This is a genomic window from Micromonospora sp. AMSO12t (assembly GCF_008806585.1).
Lineage (GTDB): Bacteria > Actinomycetota > Actinomycetes > Mycobacteriales > Micromonosporaceae > Micromonospora > Micromonospora reichwaldensis.
In genome coordinates this window covers 1-12,399 of record NZ_WAAS01000195.1, presented here as the reverse complement: position 1 = coordinate 12,399, position 12,399 = coordinate 1, and the positions used below count along the sequence as shown (strand labels likewise).

Below are 12,399 nucleotides of genomic sequence, written 5' to 3'. Positions count from 1 at the left end.
GATCCCCAGACGAGTACGAAGCCGCTTGGCACACCCACCAGGCCCAACAGGACGAGACGGCTATCGTTCAGCCTGAGCCCACCGGCGCCAGGTAACCAACCCTCCGGCAAACCGGGGGAACCTCAGGGCTCTGCGCGTCGCCCGACGTGGAGCGATGAAGGCTCGCATCCAAGCCGGAGGCCAGCTGGAAGCACTCATCGTCTCGGCACCCGAATCCGTCAGGCAGCTCCTGCGTGGCCTGGCCGGCAAGCACCGTGTCCGCGCCTGCGCCGCTCTCCGGCCTGGAGCGGTGACAGATCCGGCCACCGCCACCCAAGGTTGACTGCGGAGCCTCGCCCGCCGCTGGCTCGCCCTCCAGGCTGAAATCGACGCTCTTGACAGCCACCTGACCGCCGTAGTCACCGACGTGGCACCCGAGCTGGTCGCGCTACCCGGCGTCGGCATCGACACCGCCGGACAACTCCTCGTCACCGCCGGCGACAACCCCCACCGACTGCGGTCTGAAGCTGCCTTCGCCCGGCTCTGCGGCGTGGCCCCGATTCCCGCCAGTTCCGGACGCACCGACCGCCACCGCCTGCACCGCGGCGGGGACCGTGACGCTAACAGCGCCCTCTGGCGCATCACCCTGGTCCGCATGCGCTGCCACCAACCCACCAAGGACTACGTCACCCGCCGCACCGCCGAAGGCAAAACCAAGACCGAGATCATGCGATGCCTCAAGCGCTATATCGCCCGCGAAACATTCGCCCTGCTACGAGCTACCGTGACGACCTAACGCCAACCAGCCTGGACGGTGACCTTGCCGCAGCCACAACCCCTTCCCGATCCACCAGACTGGACTGTGCGTGGCCTGCCCCTGCCCGACGCACTTACGTCGCTCCTGCGAACCGGTAGATGGTTGCACCCAGGACGCCAGGCTCTTCATGACCTCATGCCCTGGTTCGAAGAACCTCTCATGTTCATGCCGAACCTCCACGCCATGCGGTTCCAGAACGCGGCCCTGGACCACATCGCCGACGACAGCTCGATCTGCGACCTGTTCCGCATGACTCGTGGCAGCCGCTCGGAACACCCGCTCGACCTGCCGTGGCTCGACGTCGGCCAGGCCGTGCTCATCGCAGTCAACGAGTACGCGGGTGACGACGTGGCCTTAGCCTTGGACTACCGCACAGACGCGGCCGATCCACGGGTCGTGGCGTCCGACATATGGACGGACCCCCGCCAGATCTCCTGGCGGACCGTGACGCCCACCTTCACCAACCTCCTCACGGCCCTGCAAGCTGCCTGGCCCACTCCCTCGGAACTTGACAATCAATAGGAGCGTCCCTGTTGACCTGCTGTGCGAGCACATCGAGGGCGCGTCGCCGGACATGTTGCAGGCGATGATCAAGACGTTCGCGCAGGCGGTGATGTCCGCCGAGGCCGACGCGATCTGCGGTGCCGGTTACGGGCAGCGCAGTGACGAGCGGGTGAACTCCCGCAACGGTTACCGCCGGCGCGAGTGGGATACCCGCGCTGGCACGATCGACTTGGCCATTCCCAAGCTGCGCCAGGGTTCGTACTTCCCGGACTGGTTGTTGACGCACCGGCGGCGGGCGGAGCAGGCACTGGTCTCAGTCGTGGCGACGTCGTATCTGCTGGGGGTCTCGACGCGGCGGGTGGAGAAGCTCGTTGAGCAGCTCGGGGTCCGGCAGCTGTCGAAGTCGCAGGTCTCGGAGATAGCCGCCCACCTCGACGTCCAGGTGGAGCGTTTCGCAACCGGCCCCTCGATTCCGGGCATTACACGTTCGTGTGGATGGACGCCCTGACGATGAAGGTCCGTGAGCACGGCCGCACGGTGAACGTCTACGCCCTGATCGCCGTCGGGGTCAACGCCGACGGAGGGCGCGAGGTGTTGGGCCTGGGCGTTGCCTCGGACGAGGACGGCGCCGGCTGGCTGGCGTTCCTGCGCAGCCTGACCGCCCGAGGCCTGTCCGGCGTCCGTCTGGTCATCTCCGATGCCCACGCCGGCCTGGTCCAGGCCATCGGGGCGGCTCTGCCAGGAGCGTCGTGGCAGCGGTGCCGCACCCACTACCTGCGCAACCTGCTGACGAAGGTCCCGAAGTCGGCGCAGCCATGGATCGCCACTCTCGTGCGCACGATCTTCGACCAGCCCGACGCCGACGCCGTCCGAGCCCAGTTCGACCGGGTCATGACCACGATCGAGGCGAAGTTCCCGGCCGCGGCCGAGCACCTCGACGCCGCCCGCGACGACCTGCTCGCCTTCACCGCCTTCCCCCGTGAGATTTGGCGTCAAGATTGGTCGAACAATCCGCAGGAGCGGCTGAACAAGGAGATCCGCCGCCGCACCGACGTCGTCGGTATCTTCCCCAACCGGCCGGCGATCATCCGCCTCGTCGGCGCGGTCCTGGCCGAACAGACCGACGAATGGACCGAAGGACGCCGCTACACGGGCCTAGAACTACTCGCCAAAGCCCGCCTCATCACGATCGACACCAGCCAACACGACACCAACCAAACCGACACGGCACCGATCGCCGCATAGCATTAGACCGGATCCCGCGATGGCCGTCTCTTACACCACCAGCGCGGACGTGACCATCGCGCCACCTCTCCGACAAGGTGTTGCCACGACCGGTTGAATCCGCCTCCAAGGGACGATGACGGCCGCTGCTGCCGTCCTGAAGCTCACTGCGGCAGGCTCGACCAGAGCTTCAACAGTCACCCTGCGTGTAGTGAAACTCATCACAGCGTCACCTTTCGATGCATGCAAGGCTGACTTCCAGCCACGGTCGTCGGTGCGGCACGGGGGAGAACGTTCTGTGGCTTGGCCTCAGCGTGCCCCCGTGCCAATGGCATCAAGGGAAGGAGCACGTATGCACGAGTTCAGACGTCGGTGCGCGGCTGCGCTTGTCGCCGTCATGGCGGTGACCGGAGGTGTACTAGGCCCGGTAGGAGTGGCCAATGCCGCCGTACCCGCCCCGGATCCGGTGGCGATCGGTCAGGCCAGCACGGGCGATACCCATGTCTTGGCCACCGACTCCGACACGGCGGGCGCCCAGGTGAAGATTCGCACCTACCAGAGTGGACTGCCCGCCGCAGTGAAAAGCCAGCGCTGGAAGTTCGAGGTGGTCACGCCGGGCACCGTACCGGTGTACCGAATCCGGCACCTCTCATCAAACCGCTGCCTGCAGTCGTCGGCCGCCGCCGACGGGGCGAATGTGGTCCTCGCCGATTGCGCGACGACGAATCCGCAGTTGTGGACCAACGGCACTGCCCAGACGTTTCCGTTCCGAGGCTTCAACCTGCGCAGCAAGCGCGACGGGCGGTGCCTCGACCTCTACTACAGCGATGACGGCCAACCGGCCACCATGTGGACCTGCAGCAGCACCTACGACACACAGTTGTGGCGGGCCAGGGTTGGTGGTTTCGACTGCTCAGAACGTACGGTGGTTGGTCTCTGCGTGAAGCCCGCACAGCCTGTGTTCGGTGTGATGGGAGCCTGGCGCCAGCAGCCCATGTCACTTGCTGAGCCCGGCTCCTACGATCCGGACGCGAACACCATGTCAAACTTCGTCACCTGGGATCCGCTGAGCAGCAGCGGTTCCAATCCTGGCTACGACTATGCCGAGCTGGGCTGGCGAGGTAAATGGGCCTCTGACGGCAACACCACCGTCCACGGCGCCTACTGGCTCGAAGGCGGTATCGAGAACGACGAGATCGTGGAGGAGTTATACGCCATCAACGAATCCGACTCCACGCTCGCGGACGGTTCAACACACACCTGGATGAGCCTCGGCAACTCCAACGGACAGTGGGACATGTTCTACGACTTCAACCCCGTCGGGACTACCCGCCTCGCCGCTGGCAATCGCACCCGTGATCTGGAGTACGGGCTCCTGCCGCAGTACGCGGAAAACATCGCACTCGCCACGGGTTTCGAGAACCGATTGCAGATCCTCGACGGCAACAGCGTGTGGCGCCGTCCACGCCTCGGCGAGGTCGCCCAGTTCCAGGCCAACATCTGCGGCCAGCCGGACCCCTATGCCATCGAGTACGGCGAAACGAACACGCCACCCTACTGCTTCACCACATCGCTCGTCCCACGGGCGTCCGCCACTGCTGGCGACCCCGCTGAGGTCGACCGGTTCGTGATGGGTAAGCCGGCGGTCGGTACGCTCGCCTCAGGACCGAACGTGGCCGCCGACCGGTCTGGACCCGCCTCGGTTGGGACGCATAACGGCGTGGACCAACGACGACTTGCCGCTTGCATGGCAACCGACGCCGCCCGGTGCCTGGCCACCGTGCCGGGCTTGGCCGAATGCGTCCAAGCCCGCAAGGTGTGTAACACCACCCGCCGTGCGACCGAAGTCCGAGGTGTGCCGCTGAGCGCCGATAAGGCCCGGCAGATCGCCCAACAGACGGTCATGGATGACAGCGCGGGCATCGCCACCACCAGCATGAGCATCGCGCAACTCCTCGATCGGTCGAAAGCGTCCCTTCGAGGGGTAGACCCGTCGGAACAGGTTCACGTAGTGACCGGTACCGGCACGGTAAAGAGCCTGAGCGGCCGCCCGGACCGCGAGTTCCGCGGCTACGCCATGGTCTACCAGGCGCGAACCGGGAGGCTGCTCTACGCCTGCTTGGGTCAGACCTGCGCACTGAAGGAGACGCCGTGACCAGCACGACGAACCGAATAGCACTCCTGATCGCCACTACAGTCGTGGTCCTCGGCATCACCGCCCCAGCCACTGCCGCTCCCGTCCAGCCGCAGCGAGGATGGGAGGTCACCGAGTCCTTTGGTGGCGAGCCGATCCCGGCGGACGCGCCACCGCAGACCAACAGCAACTCCCCGCGGGACACCGGCCAGGTCGGCCTCACCTCCACGCCTGCTGACCTCAAGCAGGAGTGCCGAAGCCAGCACGCGGGACAGGCATCCACCCAACTGGGCTGGATGGCTGACCGCTACAACCGTTGCTGGATCGGTCACCGCAAGGTCGAGCTGAAGTGCAGCGGTTGCTCGACCTACATCGCCAGTGTCGAGTTCGACTACACCCTCGTAGGCATCGCTCAGAACGGCACCCGGCAAGTCGACTTCACGCTGACCTTTGATGACTGGGAGGCACTCGGCGGGCAGGAACGGGAGACGACCCCGATGCGGGTTAGCCTCAGCGGCTGTGGTTCCTTTGTGTCCTGCAACCCGAGCCTTGGCGAGTTCAGCCAGCCGCTCGGTTCGTGGCGAACCAGCCCCCACTTCCACGTCACGATGACCTCAGTGAACCAGACCGGTATCGGAGTCGAATACCTGGCCAGCGCCCTGGTGAACATGAGCATGGCGATCACGCCAGTGTCGCCGACCATCGACCCGTGGATCGACAACAACATGACCACCGGAGTAGTGCGGTTCGACTCGGCCGGGCAGAGAGCCGGGATGCATAACGGTACGGTCTTCTCCGACTTCATCCCCACCTTCGACCTGCTCGCACTGGCCAGGGCGGACAACGAACACGAAACGGATTACAAGGAATCTATCCAGCACATCGACGACGCCCTGCACAACTTGAACCGCACCTTCCCGTCGTTCGTGGGTAAGAGTCCGCCCGGGGAGTACAACGCCTCGCTGGGGGCTAATCAGCGACCACTGCATCGGCTCGTCAACGATACCTTGAGGATCAAGAATCGGGAGTTTGCCGGTAAGGTCTGCACGGACGTCTGGGGCGAGGGCGCCGTCACTCCCAACCTCAACTGCGACGAGTACCCGTTTGCGTCTACGATGGAGGGTGCCTACACGGGCAGTGCAGCCTCTACCGGCAATCCGGACGGCTGGCGCACCTGGCACGGATCGTCCCGAATCATCGGTGAAGTTGACAACCAGGAATCCGGCAACCTGTACCTGAACATCGCCTTCTACCAAGGCAACCGTATCCTGGACGGCGACCCGTTTTTCGTCGCTATCGAGCGTTGACGACGCTCGGGGGTTTCCGCGCCGCTGCGGCGCGGAAACCCCCTGAGCGTCCTTCCCAAAGGAGCTGATTCAATGCCGACGGTCATCGACACTGTCATTCGCAGTGACAACGGACTGTTCCTGGTTCGAGACGTCAGCGCCGACAGCTTCGAGGCTCGAAAGGCGGCCTTCAAGGCAGCCCGCATCCCCGGCACCCGCCGTGGGCATCTCTGCGCCGCCGCCGGTGGCATCCTCCTAGTGCGTGGCGCCCACCAGATGACCTGGCCCCGGGTCCGCATCGAGATCCTCGACACCGCACCCACTGACGATCGACCATGGCACTGGGAGCCCCGCGCCGCGATGGAACTCGCCACCGGCCGGCTCATGGTGGAATCTGATCCGAGCTTTCCGCTCGATCTGCCGGTAATCGATCTCCCCGGTGGGCCGGACCGCTACGCAGTCGCACTCGGGCACACCGGCCGGGCCGAGGTCCAGCAGCAGTCGGTACGGGTGAGCGCGGCAAACCAGTCCAATTCCTCCGACGATTCCCTCGCCGGCTGGCGCAGCCTCGACGGCGTCGAGCAGTACCTGATTCGACTCTGGCCCGACCGTCTTAACGATTGAGCCTTTTCGAACCTGATCTTGCAGGTCAGAGATGGTGTACGTAGCCCGGGGGATCGATGAGGGCGAGGCTCCAGGTAAGACAGCAATTCGACCATAACCCGATGCCCCAACACGGGAGCCTTGCCTCTGCTGTTTTACCCATCCACGACCTCGTTGTCCAGCCGGCCCCTGAACCACCTCGCTGACCGTATACGCCGCCACCGCAACCAGCACCGATCCAGGTGGCGGCGCCTCAACGCGGGACGGCAGGCACTGCTCGCTCTGGCTCACCTGCAACGGTGATACCTACACACGCCTCGCTGTCGGCTTCGAGATCGGTGTGAGTACCGCATGGCGGTACGTGCAGGAAGCGATAGCCTGCTCGCGTCGGCTGCCGACGACCTGACCACCGCCATGAACCGGATCCGCCGGCTGGCGTACGCGATCCTGGACGGCAGCCTGATCCCGATCGATCGGGTCGCCGAGCAGAAACCGTACTACTCCGGAAACATAAGCGGCACGGCGTGAACGTGCAGGTCATCGCCGACGCGGCTGGCCGTCTCGTCTGGGCTTCGCCGGCGCTGCCCGGCTTGGTCCACGACCTGACCGCGGCCCGGACCCACGCGATGCTCCGCGCCCGCGGCGAACGGGCTATCGCCACCCTCAAGACCTGGAAGAGAGTCGCCATCGACGCCAGCACCCGCCTGGTCATCACCGTCGGCGACCCGCAGCCCGGCAACCGCAACGACACGATCGTCTACCGCACCTCGGGTATCCAGGAGAAGCTGGACGGGCGGCCGGTGATGGCCGACGGCGGCTACCGAGGCAACCCCGAGGTGATCATGCCGTACCGCAAGCCCGCCGACGGCAGCTCGCTGCCGACCTGGAAGGAAGCTCTCAACGTTGAACACCGCACCGTCCGAGCAGGGGTCGAACACGCCCTGGCCAGGATGAAGTGCTTCAAGATCCTGCGCGACTACCGCCGCGCCGCCCACACATTGGCCGACGCCGCTTCCGGCATCGCCAACCTCCACGACATCATCCTCGCCGGCTGACCGCCGACCTCTTCCCAGGCAACGCCTTCACCCGGTTACGAGACGTCCCTTTGCTTGATCTTTAACCTGTTCGACGTGGACGGGGATTCGGGGGTCTTCGTTTTCTTGGTGTCCGGTCTGTTGGTCTTCTTGGTAGTCGCGATGTGGACGTCGTGACGCGGGGTGGGCTGGGTGTTGCGGCGTCCGGGTGGCCGTCCAGGCCCTGGCCGGGAGGGTTTCGGCGCGCCAGCGGGGCAGGTGGACTTCGCGCGGAGGTGTCGAAATCCTCGCCGAACGCGGGCGGGTGACAGGCGCTGGGGTGGTGCTGGTTTCTCCCAGGGGCGACGCAGGTCGGCGGCTGCGGCGCGGGCCAGGCGGAGCTGGGTGTAGGCGGCGAGGATCAGCCAGGTCCAGCGGTCGGCTGCCTGTGGGGTGCGGATTTTCGGGCAGGTCCAGCCGAGGGTCTGCTTGAACAGGCGGAATGTGTGCTCGATGTCGAAGCGGCGTAGGAACGTCTGCCAGAGCCGGTCGACGTCGGCCTCGGTGGGGTCGACGCCGGACCACCACAGCCACACCGGCTTCGGGGTCGCTCCGCTGGGCAGGTGGACGACCTCGAGTCGAACGACCGTTCCCTCGATGACCGGCAGCATCTTCGCTGAGGTGATCCAGGCGTTCCGATGGGTCAGCCGTGGGTGCAGCCGGTTCCAGGCTCGGGCCCACGCGGTGCCGTAGAGGCGGGTGTCGGTGATCGTGGCCGCGTCGGGTTCGCCCCAGGTGGCGGGATCACCGAAGACGAACTCGCCGCCGTGGCGGGGCGGGCGGCCGTTCGTTCCCGGCAGGCGGGGCGGCGCGGCCCGGCGCAGTACCCGGTCCGAGCGCATCCGCGCCAGGACCTGCACGGGCAGATCGGCCAGGAGGAACGCCAGCCGGGGCGCGTCGTAGCCGGCATCCGCCACGACCAGCACGTCCGGGTCACCCGGCCGCCACTGCCCGGCCGATGCCAGCCGGCCCACGATTTCCCGCACCTGCCCGGCGGTGACCGTCGCCGCGTCAACACCGGGCGCCAGCCGCACCGCGTCCAACGGCGCGGTCCACGAACTGCGACCCGACTCCAGGGCCACGACCATAGAGTACGGCCAACCCGGAACCATGATCGTCTGGTCCTTGCCACGCCCATAGGTGTGACACAGGACCCGCTGCGGCGAGGTATGCGCGTCCGGCCGCAGCCAACAGGTGATGTCCACCGCCAGCACGAGACGCCCGTCAGCCGCCCGAGGCAGCGGCACCGCGGCGAGAGCAGTACGCAGCCGGTCGATGTCCAGCCGCCCGCACGCCAGAGCGTCGTACAACGCCCCATGACCGCGGCGGTGCTCACCCACCAGAGACAACTCCACCAACGACCGGACCGGCCCATCAGCGCACGACACCGCATCCGCCAGGTCGAACAAAGCGTCGGCCCGCGCGGTCAAGTAGCCGTAGAACACTCGTCGGACCTGTCCAGGTCCCCGACGGCATCAGCCGCAGCACGATCATGCACACTGGTTACCAGAACAGCCCTTGGTTATTGACGCTCTTCCCTAGACAAGAAGATCATGACCAAGGGCTGTTTCCATGACCAGCCAGGGTCCCCAAAAGGACCTACGAAGGTTAAAAATCAAGTTAGTGTGCACGTCTAGGCTCGCGTTCCTCGCCGAGTTTCGACCTGCTCGACGGAGTGTGGCGGCGCAACCCGAGCCGGATCAGCCAGGGGAACTCCCGGCAACGGCTTGCCCGCCACCGCCCTGCCGAACGCTGGGCTGGCGTCCACGTTGTGCCCTTCAGCGATGCTAGCGGCCGGCCTTCGCGTGGTATTCGTCGACGATTTCTTGTGGGATCCGCCCCCGGTCGGAGATGTCCTTGCCGGCCTTCTTCGCCCAAGCGCGGATCGCCTTGTTCTGCTCGCGGTCAGCGGTGGCACCTGCCCGGCCGCGGGCGGCTCGCCCACCGACGACGACGCCTCCACGGCTTACCTTCGTGCCGTGAGCGACGTATGGCGCGAAGGCGCCACGCAGTTTTTCGGCGTTGGCGCTCGACAGATCGATCTCGTACTGAACACCGTCGAGCGAGAACTTGACGGTCTCGACAGCGTCTCCACCGTCCAAGTCGTCGACTAGCTTGTGAATAACTTGTTTGGCCACACCGCATCCTTGGAGAGAGTTGCGTCTACGAATACGGGGTGCAGGGTAGCGTACGAGATGCCTGCTCAGTCAACCGGTAGGGGATGATGGTCGGGCTACAGAAACCGCAAACCTCGGAGAGGCAGTGCCTGACTACTCACGCCTGCGGAGCGCAGAGGCTGGCGCGATCAGCTGAGCCCTTCATTCTTGGCATCTACGGTAGTTCGGGCTCGGAGTCTATGGGCTGTTGCGGCCAAGAGGGGGCCTGCGTGGGAAGATGCGGGCTGTGCTCTGCGTGTTGCGTGGTGGCTCGCGTGTGGGGCGTCAACCTGTCGACGGTTTCTTGGAGTTGCTGGACTTTCACGGCGAGTATTTGCATGTTGTTCAGGAGTTGCTGGGCTAGCGGGGCGGCTGGGTTGCGTGCCTGTTCTGCTTGCTGAAGCAGTGTGGTGTAGATGTTCGGGGTGTGGTCGGGCGTTGTGGTTGTCGGGTATGCTGTTGGTGAGGACATGATCTGGGCGCGTTGGCTCAGGTTGTGGGGGTCGCGTTCGCCGGTTGGTGGAGCGGCCCCTCTCTCGTTTATGTGGAGTTCTTTGCCTGTGGCGGCTTCGATGATGGTGGCTGTGTCGGTGATGCGGTTGAACCATTGGGGCTCGTTGGTGCGGATGGCGCGGCCGACGGACCAGGCGACGGCGTCGGCGAGCCAGAGGCCGGGGTGGGTGTGGTCTTTGATGTGGACTATGCGTACGCGGTGGCTGATGGCGTGTTGTTCGAGCAGCCGTCGGTAGGTGCGGATGTCGTTGCGGTCGGTAGTGGGGACGCGGCGGTTTTCGGTGCGTGCTTGTTGCCATTCGCGGTGGCTGGCGCGGCTTTCGAGGTAAACATCGCGTACGCGTTGGGTGTTGAGGTAACGCAGGAGTTGTTCGAGGCTGGCCTGTCGGGCGTACTCGCGTTCGCCGAGCACGCGGTGGACGGAGCGCGTGGCGTCGCTGGAGGTTTCGGTTGGTCGGGTGTCGAGGGGGATTTGTAGGGAGACGGCGGACCAGCCGGCGTGGTTGGCGGCGACGTCGAGCATGTCTTCGATGATGCCGACGTGCCCGCGGTGGTAGAGCTCGCTGGAGTGGTAGGGCTGGCCGCGTGCGGCGGCGCTGGCGGCGGCGAGGGCGGGGGCGACGTCGTCTTGGTCGATGATGACGGCGGACATGAGGTACGCGCCGGGGCGGCTCTGTGGTTGCCAGAAGGACTCGTCGACGAAGGCACTGGGAAACATCAGTCGATCTCCGTCTCATGTTCAGCGGTGCGCTGTTGTGCGTCGTGCGCTTGCGTGCGCAGCTGCGCGGGGACAGGCGTGCTCTGGGGTGCCGGACGGGTGTCGTGTACGGCGGTGACGCGGGCGGTAGTGGCGGCGACGGCGTCAGCGAGGGCGGTATTGCGGCTGGCGGCGCGGCGGGCTTGTTCGGCGGCGGCGGCGAGGCCGGCGTAGCGCGTGGGCAGGGCACCGTCGTACCAGCGTTTCCAGGTCGCGTGCTGGCCGTCGAGGGCTGTGGCGCGGTGGGTGCTGCCCGCGATCTGGTGGTCGAGACGGACGAGCTGCTGCTGGAGCTGACCGATCTGGTGGGCGGCGGTGGTGGCGTGGGCGAGCACGTCGCGTTGGGCGGTGAGGCGCCGGGTGCGCGCGGGCCCGTGGTGCCACCAGCGCGGTTGCAGCTGCTGAGCTTGTACACGCGCCTCGTGGTGTGCGGTGTTGGTGGTGGTGATCTGCTGGGTGAGGTCGTGGCGGTGGTGTTCGGCAGCGGTGAGGGCGCGGTAGGTGGCGCGGAGGTCGTCGCCAACGTAGGCGGGTGCGGCACGATCGGTGGTCTGCTGCGCGGTGATGAGGCGGGTGAGTTCGGTGTCGGGTGCGGTGGTGAGTTGGCCGGCGAGGGTGGCGGTGCCGAGTACGAGTCGGGCCCGGTGCCAGGCGTTCCAGCGGTTGATGTCGCTGGTACGTGGTTCGGGTCCGATGGGGTGCTTGCCGGTGTACTGGTAGGTGTCGCGGTAGGCGGCGACAACTTCCGCGCGGGTGAGCCACTGCTGGCGGCCCGCGTCGTCGGTGGGTAGGTCACCGAGAGCGGCCGTCCAGGCGGGCCGGGCGTGCGCGGCGAGCCGGCCGAGGCTGTGGGTGCGGCGGTCACAGATCGCGGCGACCTGGCGCAGCGCGTCGCCGATGTCGCCGGTCATGTTGGCCGGCAGGCGGTCGGTGTAGGTGCCCCACTGCTCGGGGCGCTCGGCGACGGTCGGGTCCGCGGTGGCGCGTTGCATCAGGCGGTCGATGCGCCAGGACAGGACGGCGGCGAGGTCTTCCGCGCTGTCTAGCTCGCGGACGCGGATGACGCGGCTCAGGACGTCGCGGGGATCGTGTCCGGCGGCGGCGTAGGTCGTGAGTCGGGTGATGAGTGCTGGGAGGGCAAGCTCACGGGCGAGGCGGTCGGCGACGGCGGGGCCTCGGAGTTGGCGGACGATGGCGAGGTATTCGGGGATGCCGGCGCGGGCGGCGAGGTCGTCGTAGATCGGCGTCCAGGCGTGCAGGGCGTCGACGTCGGCCCAGAGTTGCTGTTCGATTTCGGTGGCGGAGCGTTCGGGTGCGGTGCGGCGCATGATGTCGGCGAGCACCGCGACGGCG

9 protein-coding genes and 2 pseudogenes are annotated in these 12,399 nt (G+C 66.4%); 7 read left to right on the top strand and 4 right to left on the bottom strand.

Annotated elements, in window-relative coordinates; all coding sequences use genetic code 11:
* Positions 1–406: 406 nt before the first annotated feature.
* The 7 genes and pseudogenes from F6X68_RS23610 (at position 407) to F6X68_RS34870 (ending at position 7,602) form a co-directional block, all read left to right on the top strand.
* Complete coding sequence (locus F6X68_RS23610) at positions 407–775, top strand: transposase (protein WP_192581517.1); 369 nt, start codon at positions 407–409, stop codon at positions 773–775.
* A gap of 180 nt (positions 776–955) precedes the next feature.
* The gene (locus F6X68_RS23605; protein WP_151456332.1) at positions 956–1,318 is read left to right on the top strand and encodes a hypothetical protein; all 363 of its coding nucleotides are present in this window, start codon (positions 956–958) and stop codon (positions 1,316–1,318) included.
* A gap of 52 nt (positions 1,319–1,370) precedes the next feature.
* Positions 1,371–2,545: pseudogene (locus F6X68_RS23600) on the top strand (IS256 family transposase).
* Positions 2,546–2,876: 331 nt separating this feature from the next.
* Positions 2,877–4,679 carry an RICIN domain-containing protein gene (locus F6X68_RS23595; protein ID WP_192581516.1) on the top strand — a complete coding sequence of 601 codons (1,803 nt, stop codon included), beginning with the start codon at positions 2,877–2,879 and terminating at the stop codon, positions 4,677–4,679.
* A complete protein-coding gene (locus tag F6X68_RS23590) occupies positions 4,676–5,965 on the top strand; it encodes a hypothetical protein (RefSeq protein WP_151456330.1) in 1,290 nt (429 codons plus the stop codon). The genes F6X68_RS23595 and F6X68_RS23590 overlap by 4 nt, the downstream gene beginning before the upstream one ends.
* Positions 5,966–6,037: 72 nt before the next feature.
* Positions 6,038–6,568, top strand: a complete 531-nt coding sequence (locus F6X68_RS23585) for a hypothetical protein (RefSeq protein WP_151456329.1) — start codon at positions 6,038–6,040, stop codon at positions 6,566–6,568.
* A gap of 126 nt (positions 6,569–6,694) precedes the next feature.
* Positions 6,695–7,602 (top strand): annotated as a pseudogene (locus F6X68_RS34870) (transposase family protein).
* 35 nt (positions 7,603–7,637) lie between these two features.
* Here F6X68_RS34870 and F6X68_RS23570 read toward each other — a convergent pair.
* From F6X68_RS23570 to F6X68_RS33640, 4 genes are all read right to left on the bottom strand, one after another.
* Positions 7,638–9,065 carry an NF041680 family putative transposase gene (locus F6X68_RS23570; protein ID WP_225852386.1) on the bottom strand — a complete coding sequence of 476 codons (1,428 nt, stop codon included), beginning with the start codon at positions 9,063–9,065 and terminating at the stop codon, positions 7,638–7,640.
* A 342-nt stretch (positions 9,066–9,407) separates the two neighbouring features.
* Entirely contained in the window at positions 9,408–9,758 is a 351-nt protein-coding gene (locus tag F6X68_RS23565) for an Lsr2 family protein (RefSeq protein WP_151456328.1), read from the bottom strand.
* 193 nt (positions 9,759–9,951) lie between these two features.
* A complete protein-coding gene (locus tag F6X68_RS23560) occupies positions 9,952–11,007 on the bottom strand; it encodes a DUF3800 domain-containing protein (RefSeq protein ID WP_151456327.1) in 1,056 nt (351 codons plus the stop codon).
* A partial coding sequence (locus F6X68_RS33640; protein WP_192581515.1) for a hypothetical protein occupies positions 11,007–12,399 on the bottom strand: 1,393 nt, incomplete at its 5' end. The genes F6X68_RS23560 and F6X68_RS33640, both read right to left, overlap by 1 nt.